Origin of the sequence: Trichocoleus sp. Lan, from assembly GCF_039961855.1 — a bacterium.
Classification (GTDB): Bacteria; Cyanobacteriota; Cyanobacteriia; order Cyanobacteriales; family FACHB-T130; genus FACHB-T130.
On record NZ_JAMPKA010000023.1, the window covers coordinates 24,141 to 45,864 of the forward strand.

The window sequence follows — 21,724 nt, forward strand, 5'->3', positions numbered from 1 at the left end:
ACTGTTGGCAGACAACAGGCAACAGACGACGGACAATGGACGAATTCACTACTGACGAATGACTAAAAAATAACGACTATGAGACAACGTATTGAGCAGCTGACGCAAAATCTGGGTCGCACAGTTGTCGGCAAAGCAGATGCCATTCGCTTAGTGCTAGTAGCCCTCCTTTCCGGTGGTCACGCCCTGTTGGAAGATGTCCCTGGCGTTGGTAAAACCCTGTTGGCTAAATCGCTGGCACGCTCGATTGACGGAAAGTTTCAACGCATTCAATGTACTCCGGATCTTTTGCCCACTGATATCACCGGCACGAATATCTGGAATCCCGCCGGACGCGAGTTTGAATTTCTGCCGGGACCCGTGTTTGCAAATGTGCTGCTGGCAGACGAAATTAACCGCGCTACGCCTCGCACCCAATCGGCTTTATTAGAAGTGATGGAAGAGCGACAAGTCACCGTCGATGGGGTTTCTCGCACCGTACCCAATCCGTTTTTTGCGATCGCAACTCAGAATCCAATTGAGTATCAGGGGACGTTTCCCTTGCCAGAAGCCCAAATGGATCGCTTCACGGTTTCCTTAACTTTGGGCTATCCCAGCGAGCAAGAAGAACTCCAAATGCTGCAACGGCTCGCTGAAGGCGTTAGGGTAGAAGATTTACAGCCCTGTATTTCCCTGGAAGACGTGCTGGAGTTACGGCGTCTGTGTGGCGGCGTGAAGGTAGAGGCGTCTTTGCAACAGTACATTCTCGACTTGGTGCGGGCGACGAGGGAAGATGAAGAAATTACCCTGGGTGCCAGTCCTCGCGGTACCGTTGCCTTGCAGCGAAGTACCCAAGCACTGGCTTTTTTGGAAGGGCGGGATTATGCTATTCCCGATGATGTGAAGTTCCTGGCACCTCACGTCCTTTCCCATCGTCTCATTCCATCGGGCGGTCGCCGTGCTAAGACGATTGTGGAGCGTCTGCTGCGCTCGATTCCGATTCCATAGACTTTTGTCCCTTGTCAGTTGTCTTTTGGTAGTAGGTAGTAGGTAGCAGGTAGTCGGTGTAACTCACAAACCACAACCCACGACCCATTACCCATTACCCAAGCATCCGTTATGCCAAAGCTTGTCCGGTCAAAAACCCGCTCCCGCTCTTTCCCTGGGCGAGAAGCCGCGCCTAAGGGCATCCGCAAGCGATCGCTTTTTACTTTGTTTTTGCTGCTCTTAGTCTGGAGCATCATCCTGGGATGGGGAATGGCAATGGCGATGGACGTTCAGAGCAAAGTCCCCATTGCCCAAATGTCCCCAACCACTGCCAACACAGCGACAGAAATAATGGGCACCGTCGATCCGGTTATCAGTCGCCTCGAATTGGGACAGCAACTTTACGTGGATAACTGTTCCACCTGTCACATTGCCGTCCCCCCAGCCGTTCTGCCGATGGAAACCTGGAAAAATCTGCTGCAAGAAACGCACCAACATTACGGGACGCAGTTGCCGCGCATCATCACTCCCTCACTTTTACTGATTTGGGATTACGTGAGGACTTACTCTCGTCCCCAACTAGAAAAAGAAACCGTGCCCTATCGGGTTACAGAATCTCGCTATTTAAAAGCACTTCATCCTCGCGTCGAACTGCCCCAGCCCGTAAAACTCTCTAGTTGCGTCACCTGTCACCCTGGCGCTAATCAATACAACTTCCGGGATCTGACTGCTGAATGGGAAAATTCACCCTAAAGTTAGACGGGATGCCCGTACCATCTCAGCCTAAGTGGAAATGATACGATGATTGATAAATGCCGAAGGTCGTTGGAGGCATAAAACCGCTAGGCAGAAAGATGAATCAAGTAGGACTTCTCCGCTGACTTCTGACTTCTGACTCCTAAGTTCATCCTTCATCCTTCATCCTGCGAAGAAAGCACCGCTATACGCGACAGCGAATCGCTAACATCCTTCATCCTTCTAAAGTTTCCTTTTGCTGCTATGTTTAAAAAATTACTGGGCGACCCCAACGCACGCAAGCTCAAAAAATACCAACCTTATGTTGTAGATATCAACCTCTTGGAGGAAGAAATCCAAGCGCTGTCCGACGAACAACTGACGGGCAAAACCGCAGAATTTAAACAGCGACTGGAGAAAACTAAGACAGCGCGGGAACGCCAAGAACTGTTGGATGAGTTGCTCCCAGAAGCTTTTGCAGTCGTGCGGGAAGCAGGGCGGAGAGTTTTGGGAATGCGCCACTTTGACGTGCAAATGCTCGGTGGGATTGTTCTGCACAAAGGTCAAATCGCCGAAATGAAAACTGGGGAAGGAAAAACCCTGGTATCAACCCTACCGGCTTACCTCAACGCCCTGACTGGCAAGGGAGTCCACGTAGTCACGGTCAATGACTACCTGGCGAGGCGCGATGCCGAGTGGATGGGTCAGGTGCATCGGTTCTTGGGCTTGAGCGTAGGGCTGATTCAATCGGGAATGGGGCCAAGCGAACGCCAGAAAAATTACGCCTGCGATATTACTTACGCCACGAACAGCGAACTAGGTTTTGATTACCTGCGCGACAACATGGCAACCTCAATGGCGGATGTGGTACAGCGTCCCCCGAACTATTGCATCATCGACGAAGTAGACTCGGTGTTGATTGACGAGGCGCGGACGCCGTTGATTATTTCCGGGCAAGTCGAGCGTCCAACTGAGAAGTACATGAAGGCGGCAGCGATCGCGTCGGCCCTGGAAAAGGAAGTTGAGAGCGACGGGAATAAGCAAGGGCATTACGAGGTAGATGAAAAAGCTCGTAACGTTCTGATGACCGATGAAGGGTTTGCCAGAGCAGAACAGCTGCTAGAAGTCAAGGATTTGTACGACCCCAACGATCCTTGGGCGCACTATATCTTTAATGCGATTAAGGCAAAAGAGCTGTTTAAAAAAGATGTAAATTATATCGTCCGCGACGGGGAAGTCGTGATTGTGGATGAGTTTACGGGGCGGGTACTCCCCGGTCGTCGCTGGAGTGACGGACTCCACCAAGCGATTGAGGCGAAAGAGCGGGTAGAAATTCAGAATGAAACGCAAACACTCGCGACGATTACTTATCAAAATTTCTTCTTGCTGTATGAAAAGCTCGGCGGGATGACCGGAACGGCAAAGACAGAAGAAGCCGAATTTGAAAAAATCTACAAACTGGAAGTTACGCAAATTCCCACTAATAGACCGAGCGGACGGGGAGATATGCCCGATGTGGTCTACAAGGTAGAGGCAGGAAAGTGGCGGGCGATCGCTGAAGAGTGTGCGGAAATGCACAAAGTTGGGCGACCCGTCCTTGTGGGAACAACCAGCGTAGAAAAATCAGAACTCCTGTCAACTCTGTTGAGCGAGCGAGAAGTGCCGCACAACCTGCTGAATGCCAAACCGGAAAATGTAGAGCGGGAGTCGGAAATTGTCGCTCAAGCCGGTCGCAAAGGGAAAGTGACGATTGCGACGAACATGGCGGGTCGCGGAACCGACATCATTTTGGGCGGGAATGCGGACTATATGGCACGCCTGAAGCTGCGGGAATACTTGATGCCCAAGATTGTGCAGCCGGAAGAAGAAGATAGTTTTGCCTTAAGTCAGGTGGCGGGAGCGCCAGGACGTGCCCCCGCGCAGGGGTTTACTCCCGGTAAGAAGGTGAAAAGCTGGAAGGTTAGCCCACAAATTTTCCCGACTCAGTTATCCAAGGATACGGAACAAAAGCTGAAAAGTGCGGTAGATTTTGCCGTACAGCAATATGGAGAGCGGAGCCTGCCAGAGTTGGAGGCAGAGGATAAGCTAGCCGTTGCCTCAGAAAAAGCACCGACGGATGACGCGGTCATCCAAAGGCTGCGGGAGGTTTACAACTTAATTCACAAAGAGTACGAACAATTTACGAGCGCCGAACACGAAGAAGTGATCCAGTTGGGCGGTTTGCACGTTATCGGCACAGAACGCCACGAGTCGCGCCGGATTGACAACCAGTTGCGGGGTCGCGCCGGACGGCAAGGAGACCCAGGCTCGACGAAGTTTTTCTTGAGTTTGGAAGACAACCTGTTGCGGATTTTTGGTGGCGATCGCGTCGCGGGATTGATGGATCGATTGCGGGTCGAGGAGGATATGCCCATTGAATCCGGGATGCTAACCCGGAGTCTGGAAGGGGCGCAGAAAAAAGTCGAAACCTACTACTACGACATCCGGAAGCAGGTATTTGAGTACGACGAGGTGATGAACAACCAGCGTCGCGCTATCTATGCCGAACGCCGCCGCGTCTTAGAAGGGCTGGATTTGAAAGAACAGGTGATTCAGTATGCCGAGCGGACAATGGATGACATTGTGGAGGCTTACGTCAATCCAGAATTACCTTCGGAAGAATGGGATTTAAACAGCCTTGTCGCCAAGGTGAAGGAATTTGTCAATCTGTTGGCAGATTTGGAGCCGTCCCATCTAGAAGACATGAGCGTTGGGGAAATCAAAACTTTCTTGCAAGAAGAAGTGCGAAAAGCCTACGACCTCAAAGAATCGACTGTCGATCAAATTCAGGCTGGTTTGATGCGCCAAGCCGAGCGCTTTTTTATCTTGCAGCAAATTGATACCCTTTGGCGGGAACACCTACAAGCAATGGACGCCTTGCGCGAGTCGGTAGGTTTGCGCGGCTACGGTCAAAAAGACCCGCTGATTGAGTACAAGCAGGAAGGATATGAGATGTTTCTGGACATGATGACGGATATCCGCCGGAATGTGGTTTATTCGTTGTTCCAGTTCCAGCCGCAGGTTCAGCCGCAAGCGGTGTAAAAGAATTAAAAATTAAAAATTGGGCATTCAATTTTTAATTTTTAATTAGACCATTGGTAGTAACAACCGAGTTAAGTAGCGGTGTCCTTCCATCTGGTAAAACTGGAGATCGCCGCCAAAAGAGCGCACGAAGCGTTGGCAAATCTTCAAGGTTGGTTCGAGATGGAAACCCGCTCCCACGGGTGTTGTCAAATCAAAACTTTCCGAATCGGTCATTAACAATTCCACGAGGGAAGCGCTGTCCTCTTGGGGAATTTTGACTTCAGCCTTGAGATGAATCCGGCTGTTTGCGGTTGCCTTACGAGCTGCGATCGCTAACAGTTCGGAGAGGACGCATTCCAGCTTAAGCAGGTCGCTATATACGTGAAGGTTGCTACCCACTCCTCCGATGGATACTTGAATCTGGCGCTGATGGTAGAGAGGTTGAACGAACCAGAGCGATCGCTTCAACAGATTCACTAACGGCACCTTTGTCAGTCGGCGCTTCAGCTGCCACTGCTCCTCCTCCACGAGCGGGGCGAACTCCCCAAGGATATTCCCTAGTTCGCGGATGAGTTGTGAGGAATGCATACGCGCTAAAGATTTATCTGGAGGATGCCCTTTAGAAGGTACAGAACTGTCTGCACGATTGGTTTGTTCTCCCAGCCGGATGTCTGATAATCCCCCCCCTACAAGTTGATTCAGGCGGTTAAGGCGATCGGCGGCAGAGGAATGCAAGCTTGCCATACAACGATGTTTATACCAGTTCAGCTGTTCTAGGTTTCTGACTTGCCCATAGAGAGCGGCGTTTTCCAAGGTGTACTGGCGAATCCGAGCGAACTGTCCTATCAAGGTTTCCACAACCGGAAGTAAGTGTTCGGGCCACTGACGCTGGGGGCTGTCTGCCAGCACAACCAGACCACCGGAAGGATGAAGGGGAGTTGTTTCCTCCTTCGTCCTTCCGCCTTCATCCTGGGGGAGAGCCATGACCAGCAAGCAGCCGATACTGGCGCTGCTCAGCCATTGCCGGGATCTACCGGGGATTTGCGTTCCCCGCTTTTCTAGAAGACCCTCAGTCGTTAGAGCTTCCTGAATCAATGCATCGTTGAGTGGAACCGAAAGGTCGGGGGGAAGGGCAAACCGCGAGTTTGCCATCACCGCCGCCGCTACCTTGGCGTTTTCAATCCGAGAATCTTTCCGAGTGCCTCCCCAAGTAAGCAAGAGCGCTAGAGGAGATTGCAGCATCTCAGAGAGGAATTCCACCCAAGCCCGATCGAACCCGGCTGGGTCTGGCGGTGCCGATAAGAGAATCTTCAAGCCAGCCTGGAAGAAGGATTGGGCTGACTCTGAGAGTTGGGTGGAGGTTCTCATCTCCAAGGTGCGGACTGCCAAACTTAATTGTTGGCTGACGATGCCTAGTAATTGGCGCTCGGTTTGGTTCCAAGTTCGGGGGGTGTTATGACCAATGACAACAAGGGGTAAGTTCTCTTCCGAGTCTGGGTCATCAGAGGCGTCGCGACTGGACATCCGGCAGACTAAAAGCGATCGCACGCCTAAACCCGCCAAGCTCTCCCGCCAGCGACCCAGTCGCGAGTCTTGTTCCCAATCTTCAATCGCCACGGCTTCAGGACTTTCCTCGATTAGCTGCCGGTCAGCACCTGTAACAGCGCTGAGGGAAGTTGTTAGGGGTCTTCTATTCAGTGGCTGGCGCTGGTAAACAACCGAATAATTTTCAGCTTTCTGTTTTGAGTGTTCAGTTGAACCTGGGGGAATGGGCAATGAGTCTTGTTCCCCATTCCCGAACCATGACCCCTGACCACTTCTGGGTTGTTGCAGTACCAAAAAACGTTCTACCCCCAGCCGCTTCAAGAGCAGTTGGGCACACTCATCTAAGGCTTTCTCAGCGTTTGTGTTGTCGGCGAGGATACGGGCACACTCTGCTACCAGTTGGGCATCCTGTTGGGTACGCTCAAGCGTTCCTTCTATCTCCTCACTTCCTGCCCCTAGGGAAATCAACTGAGCAGCCGCACGAATGTAGTTTTTTTCCGCTTCTTCCCAGATGCGAGCTTCATTGCCTTCCACTGCCAGAAAGCCCACCAGTTCCTGCTTTACCCGAATCGGCGCAGCCAAAAGGGAGCGTGCCCGCAACCTGGAGAGCAAGCGCCCGGTTACTTCGGCTTTTAGGGGGCTTCTACCCGCGCCAATGGCAATCAGCCGATTTTCATTCAGAGCTAGATAAAATTCGCTGACTTCTTGGACGGTAAGACCAGCAGCAGCACTGGCGGCTGAGGAAGCGAGTCCCCTAGATGTCTGGCGGTTGCCAACTCGGTGCCAAAAGTAGCGTCGCTCTGGGGAATACCAGTAGACGCTGGTGCGAGTTGGTCCAATAAATTGCTGCGTCATGGCTACCACAGCCTCTAGGCGTTGATCCATCGCAGGCATCCGCGCCATCTGGTCTAGCACCTGAAATAGTGGCTGGTCGGGGCGCTTGGTCGAGGAGTGCTGCCAGTCAAGTTCAATCTGGTACAGGGCAGCAGCTAATCCCCCAAATAGCATTGACATCTGGGCTTTTTCTCCCGGTCGAGGAGTGGCACCCCACAAGGACGATCCTAGTAGCACGACACCAAAACAACGGTCTTTGCAGCGCAAAGGATAAAAAAACGCACCCTGAATTCCAAATTGTTGAGCTGCTCGACGCCATTCTCCAGCCCGCACTTCTTCGCTGAGATTTGGGACGCCTAAGGAGCGCTGCTGGATGACTACCTGCTCCAGAAGGTCGCCGGGACTTAGGGTAAACTTACTTTTAAGAAATTTTGTGTCGCCGGTGGGAGTGACGCCGCCTTTGCCAAATAAACGGTGATCTAAGCGATCGTAGAGGCCAATCCAAATCAGGCGATAGTCAAACTCGGAGGCGAGATAATTCAGGGTGGTTTCGATGAGAACGTCAACATTCTCCTCTTCCCGCATGGTCTGAAGGACGCGCCCCAAGGCAACAAGTTGGTTTTCGTAGTCCGCTGGACTTTGGTCTGGAGTGTGGTGTTGATCCATGTTATTCAACCGCGACCCGACTCATTGCGATCGCTTGTCGCTTGTCAGATTTCTCACTTGAAAGTAGGACTGTTAGCGTAGCGGCGCTCTACTCCCGGATTGCCCGAACAAACCAGAGCGTCTCAAAAAGAAAGATTTTCAGCTTGTTCGTTGTGAAACTTTGCTCATCGGTGAGTGTCTTAAAACTCGGAAGTCAGGCGTGCGGGAAAGAGACTTTCATGTTTTTGGTATGAACTTTGTTCGTGGGTGTCTCTTGCAAAGCTTGTAATATCTAGAATGCCCTTACTTGAGGATAGTCGGTTGTCAATTATTAGTTATTTTTGTTTTTTTTTTACCAATGACTAATGATTAACGACGAATGATTAAATTATGGATATCTATCAACTCGCAATTCGTCCGGCATTATTTTCCGGATTGAAAGCCGATCCAGAATGGCTGCATCAACAAACGCTCCATCTGTTCAGCGCTCTTGCCGGTTCGCCTTCTCATTCCCCCAAAAGCTGGATTGTTGCACAATTACAGCAATCTTACGCCAAGAGAGATGCTCGCTTAGAACAAACTCTGTGGAAGATAAAGTTCCCCAATCCAGTGGGTCTAGCCGCTGGATTTGATAAGGATGGCGTCGCGGCTGGGATTTGGCCTAGTCTCGGCTTCGGCTTTGCGGAACTCGGTACCGTAACCTTACACGCGCAACCGGGAAATCCCCGTCCTCGCTTGTTTCGCTTGCCGATGGACAAAGCCGCCCTCAACCGGATGGGATTTAATAACCAAGGGGCAGCGGCAATGGCGCAAAGGTTGGAAAGCTGGAGTGGAAAGTTAAAAGCTGAAAATTCCAACCTTCAACCTTCAACCTTCAACATTCCCCTAGGAATTAATCTAGGTAAATCTAAGATAACGTCACTAGAGGCTGCGGCTGCTGACTATCTGGGTAGTTTTCGCCTTTTGAAGGATTTGGGAGATTACTTTGTCGTTAACGTTAGCTCACCCAATACACCGGGATTGCGAAGTCTCCAGTCTTCGGATCAGCTGAGTCTGATTCTAGATGCCCTGCAACAAGAAAATCAAGGACAAAAACCTCTACTGGTAAAGATTGCCCCAGATTTGGAGTGGGAAGCGATCGCTTCTGTGATTGAACTTGCTAAAAATTACCAACTGGCTGGGATCATCGCCACTAACACCACTATCCGGCGCGATCATCTAAAAACCCAGATACTTTCCCCAACTGGTAAACCCGTGAGTGAAGAAGCCGGTGGCATCAGCGGTGCCCCTTTAAGAGAACGTTCTACCGAAGTCATTCGCTTTATCTTCACGCAAACGCAAGGTCAACTGCCCATTATCGGCGTCGGCGGCATCTTCACTGCCCAAGATGCCTGGGAGAAAATCGCGGCGGGTGCTAGCCTGATCCAGGTTTACACTGGCTGGATTTATGAAGGTCCTTGGATGGTACGCCGCATTCTGGAGGGTCTGTTGCAAAAATTGCAGGAACACAGCTTAGCGTCCCTCTCTGACGCCGTTGGCATAGACAGTCTTCAGACTTGATTTCAAGCTACCCACTGTCACTTGTTAATCAACCAACAACTGATAACTCACCCCTAACCGCTTACTCTAGAAGCTTCCCTCTTTGAGGATAATGTGGTATTTGGAGTCAAAGGAAATCTTTCCTTCTTGCTGTAACTTCCCTAACAAACGGGTAATTGTCACTCTGGTGACGCAGCAGGCATTGGCAAGGTCTTGATGGGTGAGACGAACGCTCAAACGAGTTCCCTGCGGCACAGGTTCGCCAACTTCCTGTTTCAGCAGCAACAATAGATTCTGCAAGCGGTCTTGCAATCGTCGCTGACCAGAAATCGCCAAAAGCGATTCTGTCTGCCGCAACCGCAAATTAATTTTCGGTAAAATAGTCTGGGCAAGATGAGGGGAGGCTGTTATCTCTGAGAGGGAAATGTTAACTATCTGCACGTCCGAGACGGCAGTTGCTTGATAGGTTGACAGGGCGGTTAAACAAGAGCCAAAAGGCATCGAAGGACCGACTAACCCTACCAGCACCTCTTCACAATTGTCACTCATCGTACTCAGCTTCACCAAACCCCGACACACTAACCACAGGTTTTGAGGGTCGAGGGGAATGATTTCTCCTTTGGAGTAAGCCTGTACAGGGCGATCTTGCTTGAGGTCGTAGTTATTTTTTTCTAGCGCCTTCTCTACCCGCTTGCGCTCAGTGATATCGCGAATCAGCCAACGCAATGTGACGGCTTTGCCTTCCCCATTATTATGAGTAGTGGCGACTGTTATCCCCGCGTCAAAAATCTCACCTTTACGGGGCTGTAGGCGTACTGTCCACTCATATACTCGTTGCTGCTCATGCAGCCGAGTCAGTTCGTTACGAAAGATTCGACGTTCTTCTTGAGGAATGAAGATGACAAACGGTTTGCCCACTAAAAACTCTGGCGACACGTTGAGCAGTTTAGCAGCAGCGCGGTTGGCTTCTCGGATTGTCCCTTCTGCATCCGTCACCAGGTAGCCTTGCGGTGCTAACTCGAACAGATCCTGGTAGCGGTGGCGTTCGGCTTCCAACGCCTGTCGTGCGGCTACAAGTTCCTCATTCTGCTGGCGTAGTTCCTCTAGCGCCACTTGTAGCGTTTCCGAGGCGATGCCCAACTCCTTGAAGGCGACTGGCAGTAGCTCTGGCTCTTTAGGCGGAGCGATGGTTGCCCCTTTGTACAGCTCAGCTAATCGCCAGTTAATTTGCTGAATTTGTTGGGCAAATAAGTTCACATTTATTTCATTTTTCATAGTTTTACCTTCACTAAGGGCATGATTGAGAACTTCTTACCCTCTATCAAGTTCACTGCTTTTTTCCTTTTAACATTCCTTTCTCTAATTGCGCCCTTCCAAAAGAGGCAATCCTTGCTCCCCCTATTTATCTATTTATTAAATGAATAAATTAAATATGCAAATAGCGGCAAAAAGTAAATTTTATTTAGCTAATGTATATTCAAGCTTATTTTTTGAGATTATGGAAATAATTAGGGTTTTCTAACTAAATATTTAGCGATTGGAAAATCTTTGATGTACAACACCCTGTAGTGCGGAACCGAGCGCAATGTGAGTAAAGCACAAGGGAGATTCTATCACTCTCTGCATACGCTTTGCGATCGCTTCACAAAGTTGCTTTGCACTAAGCACCGCTTCGTTAACGAACGCAATCAAGAGTTCAGTTACGCGGGGTATGAAAAGACAAGTTTTGAAAGAACCTAATTAAAATTGCTTGTGATTTTTAATATAAGTATTTAATGAGTTTACATCAATCTATTTCTTCAGATAGATGCAGGCGAAGAGAATAAAAGTTAAGCCTTAGATAATCGTTATCCTGCCGCAAGAAGCTGCAACGGGATATACTGACAGACAACACCAAGCCCCTAGAAAGCAACTGATAGGGGCTTTTTGTATTCAGAATTGCAAATAGATTTAAGGTTCGCTGATTCCTCTAGTGTAAGCGAAAAATCAGGTTGAATGAGAATAATTTCGTTTATTTATTAGCGATACAATTTTAGCTAAACAGTTAAAAACTCTGCTAGAAATACTGAAACCGTTATGTATGCGATCGCGTAGCAGCGTCTTCTGGAAGTTCTCTGAGCTGTAATCTGTCGCAAACAAAAATAAAAACCTCCTGATAAACTGCAATAGAAAGTTTTTTTGGATGCGCGATCGCCTGATAATTTTCCAGTCGGTTTATTCTATCTTAGAAGTGCAAGGCAATTCTCGCGATCACCGTTTAAAACTCTTATATTTTATAAAACAGATGTCTCAAAGCTGTAGTTCTTACGCTTGTTTTGACAACTTTACTGTTCTATCCACGATACCGCTATCTTTCCTGAACATAGGTTTTGTGCTTCCAATCACAGGTAAATTTAACATTCAACCCAGCCCTGTGGTAGAAGTTTGGTAAAACAGTAACGGGTAAAGTTACAAAGGTGCATTCTTACGGAGTTGGGCAAACTGCCCTAGCAGTTTTTGTATGCAAAAACAAGAAGTTTCCCTATCTGTGTCATCGCCCCATTGCGTTTTGAAAAACTTCCAGGGTTCCTCATCATTAGCCACAGAAGAAGATACCAATCAACGCCAGCGATTAACCTTCCCACACCCAGATTACAGTTCGCTTTGTATTTGGAAGCTTCCCACCTTACCTCGCCACTGTCGCGTTCGCGAAATATCAGCATTTCCTAGACTACTAAAACTAGGGATATAAATAACAGTAGACTTTATAAAGCTAAAACATTAAAGAATGTTGTAAAAATCAAGATGTTTTGTGAATGATGGGAATAAGTAATGATTTTTGATTACCTATTTATAAATAATTGAACGGAAGCAATTAATCTTTAATTAGCCTACCTGTTAATTAACTATAAAATTAGTTATAGAGGGTTGTACTATGCCAGAGAATATCAATAAATTAAGCTTTCTCAACCCCCAGAGTCATTATTGGGGTCGTTTCACTCCAGAGGAGCTAGCTTTTAATGCGAATTTACAGGAATTTGCACAAAAAATTTCTTATATATCTGCGTTGCAAACCGGAGGTAAGATTTCTTCCGAACAGGCATACAAGGATATTAAGTCTCTGTGGAAGCAGTTAAAGACAAGTAAAAAAGAACTAGGCGTGGGAGCAAATATCCCAAAAACAGAAAGCTAGTGATGGTCAACAGTTACGCTGCTAATGTCAGGGTTTATTGATTATTCAGCAATATCTTGAACTTTAAGGTTGTATTGCATACACTTGTGCCAAGTTGCATCCGTTAAACTAGAATTCAAGAACAAATTTTGTGTTTGATATTCTTTGAGGTTTTCTAAAAGATATAAAATATCAATTTGGCGATCGCATCTGAGTACAGTGACGCAGTTGTATGAAAGCAGAATCGTACAACTATGAGCCGACTGCCAGGTTATCCTATCGAGCTGGGCAGAACTGTCATTCAGTTTAAACGAGAATTTCAATGCCTCTGTCTAGTTTGTCTAATCCCTAATTCTCTTAGTTATCACTTCCTATGGCACTGCTCAAAACAATCAAAGAGGTCTTGACAGGATTTGCACAAGGTCTCCGAATGTCTTGGTGGGTGGAAATTGCCACTACTGAGCCTCGCTGTATCTACTATTTTGGTCCCTTTCACAACTCCGCTGAAGCGGCAACTGCGTGCCCTGGCTATATTGAAGATATCCAAAGTGAAAAAGCTGGCGGGATCGAAGTCACCATCAAACGCTGCAAGCCAAGCGTGTTGACGATGTGTGAGGAAGAAGTCAACTAAGAAAACTGTCCGAAATCTACCATTCAGTGGTTGGTATATAAGATCACCAAGAGATTTAACGTAATGCCCACTCCTCCGGTAGAAGTTCAGGGAAGGGGTAGGCATTAACTTGGTTAATAAGGACAACAAATGAATGGCAATCTCCCTCTGGGAGTTTCTACACGGTACTACACGGTCAGGGAAACAGCGATTATCCTCCGGAAACGCTAAGTCGGATGGCGAACTGACAAGTCAGCGCTAGGCTAACGCCTCGCTTCGCTAACGCTATCGCGCTTTTGTTAACCCTTCCTTGTCGAACCCTCTGCTTAGTAAACTCCCAGCTTCCCTTTTAAGGGAATGTTTGTAAATTACAATTGGTGGCGCTATTGCCTGAGCTTTTGTAACTTAGCGTCCCTATTAGTTTATATTTATAAACACTATTGAGGAGACAAAAAGATTATGACTCAACCTCAGTTCCATGATGAATTGACCCTTTCGGAAACAGCAGAACAATTTGGAAAAAAAGCTCTAAAATTAGGTCTTATTCCTAGTTTTGTCGTCCGCTACTTTCCAGATAGCAGCCAATTCTATATTCCTAACGAAACCGAATCTGAACCGCTCACCCCAGAAGAGGCATATCTGCGTCTGAGAAAATTAGTGGAACAATCTGGTCAATAAGTGTTGTCCGCACAGTAGATGTCCGGCAGTCTCAGTAGGTGAGTATTAGGTAAGTATAAAAATTCAATATCAGCTAGCCCCCTGCACTACATCAATCGGGTTACTTGGTTTGTCAATTATTTTACATTTATTTATACTTAATCCATGAGTTTATAATTATTAGTCGTTTTAAAAGCAGACTAGGAGAATGATTCGTTTACTCGTTAGTTTCTTAGAATTTATTTTAAAAACTTTTTACCAAGAGCGATGGTATGCAAGATTTTATGTCTTGGAAACGATCGCTCGCGTTCCTTGTTTTGCTTATTTATCGGTTCTTCATCTCTATGAAAGTCTCGGCGCGTGGCCTTATGCTGATTGGATCAAGGTTCACTTTGCTGAGTCCTGGAATGAGTTGCATCATCTCCGCATCATCGAAGCATTGGGTGGGGGGAAATCGTGGAGCGATCGCATGATTGCTCGGATTGGCGTCCTGGCTTACTACTGGATTCTGGTCTTTGTATACATGATTGCTCCCAGATCGGCTTACTACTTTAATCAGTTGGTCGAAGAAGGTGCTTACCACACCTACGATAAATTTCTAACAGAGCATGAGGCTGAACTCAAAACTCAGCCAGCTCCACAGATAGCAATTGATTACTACCACGAGGGCGATCTTTACATGTTTGATGATTTTCAAATCTCTCATACACCAAGGGAGCGTCGTCCAAAAATTGAGAATCTTTACGATGTGTTCGTTGCCATCCGCAATGACGAAAAAGAACACATCACAACCATGATTGCCTGCCAGCAACCAGACGCAAAAGAAAAAATTAAAAGCCCCCATTCCCCTGAATTTAAGCCCTCATCTGAAGAGAGTTAAAGCAATTTTTTCCTCTCAAATGGTGGCTTAAATCATTTCTAATAGCGTTACTTCCCAGACAAGTCGCGGTTGAGCATAACTCAGGAGAGATTGGCGGGCTTTTTCGAGTTGCTGGAGGGGCAATTTATGAATTACACCGTTCAAGAATTGCTGCCAGTAAGTGTGCTGTAGATAATCAACTAACCACAGTTGGGCTTCTGTATCGAGAGTTTTATCAATCCGTTTGGCGAGTTCAAGGGCGTCCCGAAACGATTTTGGCAGATGGATAACGTCCTGAAGTAAGTCTTGGGGAATCGTTTGGAGTTGCTCCCAGGAAGCGATCGCATTTCCCGGACTGCCTTGCGCGATCGCTAACACCGTCGGATGCTCCAAAATCTCTTCGTGACCCGTCTTCCGCAACACCTGCTCCATTGCCGCCGAGTCTAAACCATAGAAAGGAATGTGCTGACAACGCGATACCAGCGTTGGCAACAACGACGACTGAGTGGGTGCGATTAAAACCAGCGTTGCCCGTCCCGGTTCTTCCAGGGTTTTGAGTAAGGCATTTGCAGCCGCTTCTGCCATCGTTTCTGCTTGTTCTAGCACAACCAGCGATCGCGGTGCCTCCAGCGCCGAACGTCCCAGAAATTGGGTAATTTCCCGAATTTGCTCCAGCCGGATTTGCGGCGGAGCCTTGCGCTTGACACCCGCTTCGGCGGCTTCGGCGGCAGATAATCGTTGACCCTGATGCAGATAGGTCGGTTGCACCCAAAATAAGTCTGGATGATTGCCCTGCCGCAAGCGGTTTTTGATAGACGCAATACTCCCCTTGCTTCCTTCCTTAATCACAGGAGATTCGGGGGCGTCTGGCTCAGTTGCGGGTACATTAGCACAGAACAAAAGGTCTACAAAGCACTGAGCCGCCATGCTGCGTCCGATGCCTTCGGGACCCGCAAATAGATAGGCAGGAGCAATCCTATTTTGAGCCACTGCCTGAGTTAGTAACTCAACCGCTCGGTTTTGTCCGACAAGTTCCGCAAAAAAATCCATTTAACCGCAAAGAAAGGCAAAACTCAAAAAATTTGCAAGCAGTACCATTTACCCTGGAGACGCGATATATGGCGTCTGGAACCAACCCTCAAAAATTGTCTTGATAGTTTAATCCCCACTGCCAGGGAATTATAGATTTTTAATTTTCTAGAGACCATTCCCGAAACCGTTGAGTCAAGATAGCCTGAATTTTCCCTTGGACTTCTGCCTCAGTGCCACTGCCATCCACCCGCACAATCCGCTGGGGATGGGCTGCTGCTAAGGCTCTAAACCCCTGCTGTACCCGTTGGTGGAACGCCAATTCTGCTTGCTCCATTCGGTCGGCGGCTCCCCTGGCTTTAGCGCGTGCTAGACCTATTTCAACGTCAACATCTAGCCACAGGGTGAGGTCGCTTTCCAGTCCGTCTGTCGCCATTTGGCATATCTTCTCGATTAAAGATAGGCTAAGACCTCGACCATAGCCTTGATAAGCAATGGTGGAATCGGTGTAGCGATCGCACAAAATAATTCCTCCCGCCGCCAGCATTGGTTTTAGCACCTCTTCAACGTGCTGCGAGCGGTCTGCTGCATACAACAATAGTTCTGTCCGGTCTTGAATTGGGTGATTCAGAGTCCCTTCGAGCAACAAGCGGCGCAAAGCTTTACCCAATTCTGTACCACCCGGCTCTCTGGTAATCGCTACCTGCGAGAAAGTCGGAGATTCCGCCTTCATCTTTTCCAGAAGCCAATCGCGCGATCGCTGCATCTGAGTTGTTTTACCGCTTCCTTCCACTCCCTCAAACACAATCAGCTTGCCCTGCATTCCCCAATCCTTATCATCACAGCCCTTTTTTCTTGCTCAAGATCGGGATGTTGCTCACCAGCACTGATGAATCCACAACCCACTCATCCTTCATTCTTCCAAAGTATCAGTCAACCCCACCCCGTGCTTTTGGTAACTTCCCTACTTAGTTCTTCCGGAGGAGCGACTGGTATGCTGGAAGCTGATAAAGGCTGGGTGATGGCTCTAGCCTTAGAAGCAAGCATTCCTTGTCTGACCCGAAACGAAGGTTCGGTATGATAAGAGGGTCGAGGGATATGACGTCGGGGATTTTTTATGGCTCGCTATACTTGTTCATTTATCGTTGCAGTTCCCCTTGAGCGTCTCCAGCAGGTGCTCATAGAAGTTTTGGAGTCCTGTAATTTCGATATTATCTACAACACTGGAGACTACTTGATGGCTCGCGAGATACCGGGTCACGTCTCTTTTGCCAAGCTGGTGACGGTGGAAGTGCTCATCGATAAATCGACCGCTACCGACCGAGAAGTGCGGATGAATTTTGTAGTGAAAAACGAAGAGTTGCCCCTGCAAGTGGACAACCACTGCCACCAGATGTTCTATCAGGTGCATCAGGCGATCGCGGAAAATCGCCATTGGCAACTAGTTGAAAGCGTCGCCGGATAGACAAGCTTCCCCCTGGGAAGTTCTCAGGCGAGATTTTCATGGAGAAAATTAAGGTTCTTCCCCATCGCCAACCATATTGGGACTAATCAGGGTAATGTCCCACTCATCTGGAGGTCCCGTGGGAATGGATTCTCGCTTCAGGTGGAAGTAGCGTGCCCGCACTTGCGGCCCAAACACAATCTCATCTTCATCTTCGAGATCGTGAGCTTGGAGTTTTCGACCATTGATCAACAGACCATTGGCGCTGGGCTTGCCTTTGTCGCCATCGACAATTCGATAATAGTAAGAGCCATCCGCACGCAATTTTTGCACTAAAGTTGCGTGCCGACGCGATACAAATTGGGAGTACAACCGGATATCGCACTTCTGGTCTCTGCCAATGCAATATTCCGGCTTTTCTAAGGGAAACTCCTTACGTCCCTGATCATCTTCAATAATCAATATATGGTTCAGATGCAGTTTTACAGCCATTGAAAAATTATTTAAGAGAGGGCGGTTGGTTTGTGAAAAACAGTTACTTAGACTAACAGTGGCACCATTCTCAACCGGCGGGATAAGCGCCTGTGCCTGCACCCTGAATATCAACACTCGACCGAGCATTATCTTGAGGAAAACAAGAGGCGCTTTGGCGGAGGTTGGCAGGACTCCAGCGTAACACCCTCGCCTTCCCTGAAGCCAGTGTCGTCAGCTTGGAGCAGGCTTGATGTGTTTGGAGGGTTATAATCTCCTCTATCATATTGTGGCACACCGGGTTAGCGGTCAATTGTTCGTTGGCAGTTGTGGAAAAGCGGGTTTAAGTAAGATATTTGAAAGAAACCAATCCGACTGATAAACCCACCTGGACTCAATTAGTTGTCAGTAGAGAGAGATTTACGGAGTAAAAGCGAGTTCGTGACAACACTGACAGAACTAAAAGCCATTAATGCTCCAGCAGCAGATGGGCTGAGAACCAGCCCAAAAGTGGGTAGCAGCACACCCGCAGCGACGGGCAAGGAGATGGTGTTGTAGGCAAACGCCCAAAATAGATTTTGGCGGATTTTGTTGAAAGTCGCACGGGAAAGCTGGATTGACTTGACAACATCCAGAAGGCGATCGCGCATCAGAACAATTTGAGCAGTTTCGATGGCGACATCGGTTCCCCCTTGGAGGGAAATGCCAACATCTGCTTGTGCCAAAGCGGGGGCATCGTTAATGCCATCGCCAACCATTGCGACGTGCTGACCCTGAGTTTGTAGCTGGGCAATCGCGGCGGCTTTGGCGTCTGGACGGACATCTGCTAAGACATCCGAGTCTGGATTAAGTTCCAACTGAGACGCGATCGCCCTTGCCGCTTCTAGTCGATCTCCAGTCAGCAGCATCACCCGCAATCCCATTTGCCGCAGGCGAGACACCGTTGCTTTCGCATCCGGTCGGAGGGTATCGGTGACGCCAATCAACCCCGCTAATTGACCGTCAGCGGCGACATAAACCACCGTTTTACCCGCAGAGGCTAGTTGCTGAGCCTGGTTTTGTTCTGACTCGCTTAGGGAAATCCCTTGCTGAGTCAACCAGTCTGCATTCCCCAGTAACACCCGCACGCCTTCGACCAAAGCCGATACCCCTAGTCCTGGTTCCGTATAAAATTCCTCGGCAAGGGGGATGGTTAACTCTTGGCGGTGCGCTTCTTCCCCGATTGCCTCTGCTAGGGGATGGGTGGTGCCACTTTCTGCCGCCGCCGCCAGTTGGAGGAGGATTTCCGGAATGAAATTCCCCATCGGCAAGCAATCAGTCACGATGGGATGACCCGTGGTGAGAGTACCCGTCTTATCAAATACCACGATATCCAAGTGGTGTACCCGTTCCAGCACGTCGCCGCCTTTGATCAACAGCCCTCTTTCTGCCCCCAGACCCGTTCCTACCAAAATTGCCGTGGGGGTCGCTAAGCCTAAAGCGCAGGGGCAAGCGATGACGGAGACAGAAATTGCTAGCTTTAAACTGAGTAACAAAGCTGAGTGCTGAAAAGGTGGAGTTTCACCGCCCATGCTAATGGCGTGGTGCATCCCTGGGTGCATGACTGAGTGCATAGCTGAGTGGCTTTCCACCCCGACTGCGCTCAACATCGTGACATCAGGCCAAAGTTGAGAGCCGATAAAGTACCAAAATAGAAATGTGAAGGTTGCTGCTGCCAGAACGCCGTAGGTGAAGTACCCCGCCACCGTATCCGCCAATAGCTGCACGGGGGCTTTCCGGATTTGGGCTTCTTCGACTAGGGCAACAATTTGCGCCAGAGTCGTGTCCTTGCCGGTGCGAGTTGCCTTGATCGCGATCGCTCCCGACTGATTCAGCGTCCCAGCCGCCACCGAGTCTCCCGGTTGCTTCACGACTGGAACCGGCTCCCCAGTCAACATTGACTCATTCACCGTTGTCTGACCCGCCACCACTTCTGCATCGACCGGGATTTGTTCTCCCGGCAAAACCCGCAACCATTCACCTACTCGGACTTGCTCAACGGGGATTTCAATGCCCCCGAAGTCGCTCCCCTTGGCACTTCCTGTGGGCGTAGAGCCAGCAGCCGTAGGATTGGCAATTAAACGAGCAACTTTCGGCTGGAGCGCCAACAATGCCTGAAAGGCTGCGGCGGCACGACCTCTTGCCCGTTGCTCCAAGGTGCGCCCAAGCAGGATAAAGCCTAACAGCATGACCGGCTCATCAAAAAAACATTCCCAACCCAGCTGAGGGAATAGCAACGCCACGCAGCTAGCCGTGTAAGCTGTAAGCGTTCCTAGCGCCACCAGGGTGTTCATATTGGGAGCATTTCGCCGCAAGCCCCGCCACCCATCGACTAATATCTGGCGTCCGGGAAAGAGTAACGCTGCTGTTGCTAATCCCCAGTGAAACCAAATGTTGGTCAGGGGTGAAAAATAAGCGGGAAAAGAGATGAAGTGTTGATTGAGATGACCAATTCCGGACAGCAAAATCAGAACGCCCGCAATGAATAATTGCCTCAACTGCTGGCGATTTTCCAAGGCGTGCCGTTCTGCTGGACTCAGAGTCTCTTTTGCTTTTTCGCCTGCGTTGGTGGCGAGACGAGGCTGGGTCGGAAATCCAGCTTCTGTCACCTGTTCGGCTAACGCAACTGGGTCAATCGCACCCGCTTCGCACTCTACGACAGCGACTTCTGTCACCAGATTAACGCGGGCAGAAACGACGCCTGGATGCTGGGTTAGCTGTTTTTCTACCGCTTTCACGCAGCCTGCACATTTCATGCCTGTGACATCCAAGGCGATCGTCTCTACGGGCGATGCAGGGCTAGCGACTACGGTTTGGGGGGATTGCATAGAGAATCTTGGGACTTTCCACGACACCTCAACGCCAGACTGTTCTAGCGTCTCTATTTTGAGGTTAGGCGAAAGTCCGGGCGATCGCGCAAAAATTCTTAATCTTTTTTAAGTTAGTTACCCGCGAACGGTCAACGGCTACTCCAGCGAAGATACATCACGTAGACCAGTGCTAGAGCCTGCATTGGCATGAGCGCGGCATAGCCCCTAAAGAAGAAGTTAATCTCTAAGCTAGACATTACACTGAAATATCCCATACCTAACAAAGCTAGGAACATGGGTAAAATCAGTTTTTTGGGTTTGCGTATTAGCATATTAAGTCAGGAGAAAGATTTACAGAAGAACTTAATTTAAACATGAATAAAATATCGCTCTATCTGTTAAATTTATCGTTGCAAAAACGACAAAATACAAACAAGCAATCGCAAATAATTTGACCTAAAAACAAAACTTTTTATACAAGCATGAATTCCTCAAAAAAATAGCTGACCTAAGGGTGAATGAACCAAGGCAAGATATAGTTCTCCAGACTTTGATAAATAATACAAGCGCAACGCATGGTAGCTTAAAATTAGAAGTAGGCTCAGCACCTGTAGCTTTCGGGTCCTAAGCATTTGAACATACAAGACGGCGATTTTACGTCCCGCGATTAGTTCAAGTGTAATATGAACTGTTGCAATCAAAAAGGCAGCGAATAAAACCGGGCCGAACAGGTGTTCTGCTAAGGCGCAACTCCAATCTCCTCGCACAATTGCCATAAAAGACCGAGTCATGCCACACGTAGGACAAGGAATCCCCGTAAAGTGCCGAATTGGGCAAACTAGGAACGTTACTTTATATCCTTGGTTATAAAAGTAGGTTCCCACTAGAGGTGCTGAACATATTCCTAATATCAACCAGCGAATCCGTCGAGCATTGCTAGACAGATTAGAGCGAGATAATTTAGACATGGCTCAAGTTAAGCTAGCGTCTACCCAAGCGCTCTCGCAGGGGTCGATCTAAAACCAACCTTTCTTGCTAACAAGGTAAGTGCTGACGAATTCTTCGTCAGATTTTGTCAAATAAGTTATTCCCTCGATCAAACCAATAATGCCCATAATTGGCGAACCGATTCCACAGGTAAGCAGGCTAACCAGCAACATGATGATGCCTTCTGTGTTATAGCCAAGAACAAACTTATGGATACCTAAAGCCCCGATAAGAATCCCGCAGACTCCAGCGGCGATTTTTTTGCTGGCATCAGTAGAGTTTCCATCCCTCATTTGTGTGAACCCTTGAAAAATTTGCTTTCCGCTTTTAGTGTTCCCAG

Annotated in this window: 19 protein-coding genes; 10 read left to right on the forward strand and 9 right to left on the reverse strand. The window is 48.6% G+C overall.

Annotation, left to right across the window (positions count from 1 at the left end; genetic code table 11):
- The first annotated feature begins 78 nt into the window (after nt 1-78).
- The 3 genes from NDA03_RS19720 to secA all read left to right on the forward strand — a co-directional run bounded on the left by NDA03_RS19720 (nt 79) and on the right by secA (nt 4,782).
- Complete coding sequence (locus NDA03_RS19720; protein WP_190414084.1) at nt 79-987, forward strand: MoxR family ATPase; 909 nt, start codon at nt 79-81, stop codon at nt 985-987.
- Nucleotides 988-1,098: 111 nt separating this feature from the next.
- Nucleotides 1,099-1,719, forward strand: a complete 621-nt coding sequence (locus NDA03_RS19725; protein WP_190414083.1) for a diheme cytochrome C — start codon at nt 1,099-1,101, stop codon at nt 1,717-1,719.
- Between the two features lie 246 nt (nt 1,720-1,965).
- Nucleotides 1,966-4,782 (forward strand): preprotein translocase subunit SecA, encoded by a 2,817-nt coding sequence (gene secA / locus NDA03_RS19730; RefSeq protein WP_348238922.1) that lies wholly within the window; start codon nt 1,966-1,968, stop codon nt 4,780-4,782.
- 45 nt (nt 4,783-4,827) lie between these two features.
- On the opposite strand, the gene NDA03_RS19735 is transcribed toward secA, so the two are convergent.
- Nucleotides 4,828-7,809 carry a GAF domain-containing protein gene (locus NDA03_RS19735; protein ID WP_348238923.1) on the reverse strand — a complete coding sequence of 994 codons (2,982 nt, stop codon included), beginning with the start codon at nt 7,807-7,809 and terminating at the stop codon, nt 4,828-4,830.
- 369 nt (nt 7,810-8,178) lie between these two features.
- On the opposite strand from NDA03_RS19735, the gene NDA03_RS19740 reads away from it, so the two are divergent.
- Entirely contained in the window at nt 8,179-9,348 is a 1,170-nt protein-coding gene (locus NDA03_RS19740) for a quinone-dependent dihydroorotate dehydrogenase (RefSeq protein WP_190414077.1), read from the forward strand.
- Nucleotides 9,349-9,414: 66 nt separating this feature from the next.
- On the opposite strand, the gene NDA03_RS19745 is transcribed toward NDA03_RS19740, so the two are convergent.
- Nucleotides 9,415-10,602, reverse strand: coding sequence for a PAS domain S-box protein (locus NDA03_RS19745; protein ID WP_199292331.1), 1,188 nt, complete (start codon nt 10,600-10,602; stop codon nt 9,415-9,417).
- Nucleotides 10,603-12,241: 1,639 nt separating this feature from the next.
- Between NDA03_RS19745 and NDA03_RS19750 the strand changes: the two genes are divergently transcribed.
- The 4 genes from NDA03_RS19750 to NDA03_RS19765 all read left to right on the forward strand — a co-directional run bounded on the left by NDA03_RS19750 (nt 12,242) and on the right by NDA03_RS19765 (nt 14,625).
- The gene (locus NDA03_RS19750) at nt 12,242-12,499 is read left to right on the forward strand and encodes a hypothetical protein (RefSeq protein ID WP_348238924.1); all 258 of its coding nucleotides are present in this window, start codon (nt 12,242-12,244) and stop codon (nt 12,497-12,499) included.
- A 352-nt stretch (nt 12,500-12,851) separates the two neighbouring features.
- The gene (locus NDA03_RS19755) at nt 12,852-13,109 is read left to right on the forward strand and encodes a DUF1816 domain-containing protein (protein WP_190414070.1); all 258 of its coding nucleotides are present in this window, start codon (nt 12,852-12,854) and stop codon (nt 13,107-13,109) included.
- Between the two features lie 438 nt (nt 13,110-13,547).
- A complete protein-coding gene (locus NDA03_RS19760; RefSeq protein ID WP_190430515.1) occupies nt 13,548-13,766 on the forward strand; it encodes a hypothetical protein in 219 nt (72 codons plus the stop codon).
- Nucleotides 13,767-13,953: 187 nt separating this feature from the next.
- Complete coding sequence (locus NDA03_RS19765; protein ID WP_190414066.1) at nt 13,954-14,625, forward strand: alternative oxidase; 672 nt, start codon at nt 13,954-13,956, stop codon at nt 14,623-14,625.
- Between the two features lie 27 nt (nt 14,626-14,652).
- Here the strand turns inward: NDA03_RS19765 and NDA03_RS19770 are convergent, their stop codons facing one another.
- Together NDA03_RS19770 and tmk are read right to left on the reverse strand one after the other, a co-directional pair.
- Nucleotides 14,653-15,654: a DNA polymerase III subunit delta' gene (locus tag NDA03_RS19770; protein ID WP_348238925.1), complete on the reverse strand. Its 1,002-nt coding sequence runs from the start codon at nt 15,652-15,654 to the stop codon at nt 14,653-14,655.
- A 139-nt stretch (nt 15,655-15,793) separates the two neighbouring features.
- A complete protein-coding gene (gene tmk, locus NDA03_RS19775) occupies nt 15,794-16,456 on the reverse strand; it encodes a dTMP kinase (RefSeq protein WP_348238926.1) in 663 nt (220 codons plus the stop codon).
- Nucleotides 16,457-16,522: 66 nt separating this feature from the next.
- Between tmk and NDA03_RS19780 the strand changes: the two genes are divergently transcribed.
- Nucleotides 16,523-16,714, forward strand: a complete 192-nt coding sequence (locus NDA03_RS19780) for a hypothetical protein (RefSeq protein WP_348238927.1) — start codon at nt 16,523-16,525, stop codon at nt 16,712-16,714.
- 36 nt (nt 16,715-16,750) lie between these two features.
- Nucleotides 16,751-17,098 (forward strand): hypothetical protein, encoded by a 348-nt coding sequence (locus NDA03_RS19785; protein WP_190414060.1) that lies wholly within the window; start codon nt 16,751-16,753, stop codon nt 17,096-17,098.
- Between the two features lie 48 nt (nt 17,099-17,146).
- Here NDA03_RS19785 and NDA03_RS19790 read toward each other — a convergent pair whose 3' ends face one another.
- The 5 genes from NDA03_RS19790 to NDA03_RS19810 all read right to left on the reverse strand — a co-directional run bounded on the left by NDA03_RS19790 (nt 17,147) and on the right by NDA03_RS19810 (nt 21,677).
- Nucleotides 17,147-17,569 carry an FHA domain-containing protein gene (locus NDA03_RS19790; protein WP_190414059.1) on the reverse strand — a complete coding sequence of 141 codons (423 nt, stop codon included), beginning with the start codon at nt 17,567-17,569 and terminating at the stop codon, nt 17,147-17,149.
- 70 nt (nt 17,570-17,639) lie between these two features.
- Entirely contained in the window at nt 17,640-17,834 is a 195-nt protein-coding gene (locus tag NDA03_RS19795; protein ID WP_190438021.1) for a hypothetical protein, read from the reverse strand.
- A 112-nt stretch (nt 17,835-17,946) separates the two neighbouring features.
- The gene (locus NDA03_RS19800) at nt 17,947-20,415 is read right to left on the reverse strand and encodes a heavy metal translocating P-type ATPase (RefSeq protein ID WP_348238928.1); all 2,469 of its coding nucleotides are present in this window, start codon (nt 20,413-20,415) and stop codon (nt 17,947-17,949) included.
- A gap of 473 nt (nt 20,416-20,888) precedes the next feature.
- On the reverse strand, nt 20,889-21,365 hold the full coding sequence (locus NDA03_RS19805; RefSeq protein ID WP_199292049.1) for a DUF2752 domain-containing protein: 477 nt from the start codon (nt 21,363-21,365) through the stop codon (nt 20,889-20,891).
- 48 nt (nt 21,366-21,413) lie between these two features.
- On the reverse strand, nt 21,414-21,677 hold the full coding sequence (locus tag NDA03_RS19810; protein ID WP_190414164.1) for a TM2 domain-containing protein: 264 nt from the start codon (nt 21,675-21,677) through the stop codon (nt 21,414-21,416).
- Nucleotides 21,678-21,724 lie beyond the last annotated feature (47 nt).

Excerpts from the sequence above, each read along its gene's own strand:
- NDA03_RS19760 (WP_190430515.1), top strand. The coding sequence starts at position 13,548 with ATGACTCAACCTCAGTTCCATGATGAATTGACCCTTTCGGAAACAGCA.
- NDA03_RS19745 (WP_199292331.1), bottom strand. The coding sequence starts at position 10,602 with ATGAAAAATGAAATAAATGTGAACTTATTTGCCCAACAAATTCAGCAA.
- NDA03_RS19755 (WP_190414070.1), top strand. The coding sequence starts at position 12,852 with ATGGCACTGCTCAAAACAATCAAAGAGGTCTTGACAGGATTTGCACAA.
- NDA03_RS19795 (WP_190438021.1), bottom strand. The coding sequence starts at position 17,834 with ATGATAGAGGAGATTATAACCCTCCAAACACATCAAGCCTGCTCCAAG.
- NDA03_RS19725 (WP_190414083.1), top strand. The coding sequence starts at position 1,099 with ATGCCAAAGCTTGTCCGGTCAAAAACCCGCTCCCGCTCTTTCCCTGGG.
- NDA03_RS19750 (WP_348238924.1), top strand. The coding sequence starts at position 12,242 with ATGCCAGAGAATATCAATAAATTAAGCTTTCTCAACCCCCAGAGTCAT.
- NDA03_RS19735 (WP_348238923.1), bottom strand. The coding sequence starts at position 7,809 with ATGGATCAACACCACACTCCAGACCAAAGTCCAGCGGACTACGAAAAC.
- NDA03_RS19770 (WP_348238925.1), bottom strand. The coding sequence starts at position 15,654 with ATGGATTTTTTTGCGGAACTTGTCGGACAAAACCGAGCGGTTGAGTTA.
- NDA03_RS19810 (WP_190414164.1), bottom strand. The coding sequence starts at position 21,677 with ATGAGGGATGGAAACTCTACTGATGCCAGCAAAAAAATCGCCGCTGGA.
- NDA03_RS19790 (WP_190414059.1), bottom strand. The coding sequence starts at position 17,569 with ATGGCTGTAAAACTGCATCTGAACCATATATTGATTATTGAAGATGAT.
- NDA03_RS19785 (WP_190414060.1), top strand. The coding sequence starts at position 16,751 with ATGGCTCGCTATACTTGTTCATTTATCGTTGCAGTTCCCCTTGAGCGT.
- NDA03_RS19800 (WP_348238928.1), bottom strand. The coding sequence starts at position 20,415 with ATGCAATCCCCCCAAACCGTAGTCGCTAGCCCTGCATCGCCCGTAGAG.
- tmk (WP_348238926.1), bottom strand. The coding sequence starts at position 16,456 with ATGCAGGGCAAGCTGATTGTGTTTGAGGGAGTGGAAGGAAGCGGTAAA.
- NDA03_RS19805 (WP_199292049.1), bottom strand. The coding sequence starts at position 21,365 with ATGTCTAAATTATCTCGCTCTAATCTGTCTAGCAATGCTCGACGGATT.
- secA (WP_348238922.1), top strand. The coding sequence starts at position 1,966 with ATGTTTAAAAAATTACTGGGCGACCCCAACGCACGCAAGCTCAAAAAA.
- NDA03_RS19765 (WP_190414066.1), top strand. The coding sequence starts at position 13,954 with ATGATTCGTTTACTCGTTAGTTTCTTAGAATTTATTTTAAAAACTTTT.
- NDA03_RS19780 (WP_348238927.1), top strand. The coding sequence starts at position 16,523 with ATGAATCCACAACCCACTCATCCTTCATTCTTCCAAAGTATCAGTCAA.
- NDA03_RS19720 (WP_190414084.1), top strand. The coding sequence starts at position 79 with ATGAGACAACGTATTGAGCAGCTGACGCAAAATCTGGGTCGCACAGTT.
- NDA03_RS19740 (WP_190414077.1), top strand. The coding sequence starts at position 8,179 with ATGGATATCTATCAACTCGCAATTCGTCCGGCATTATTTTCCGGATTG.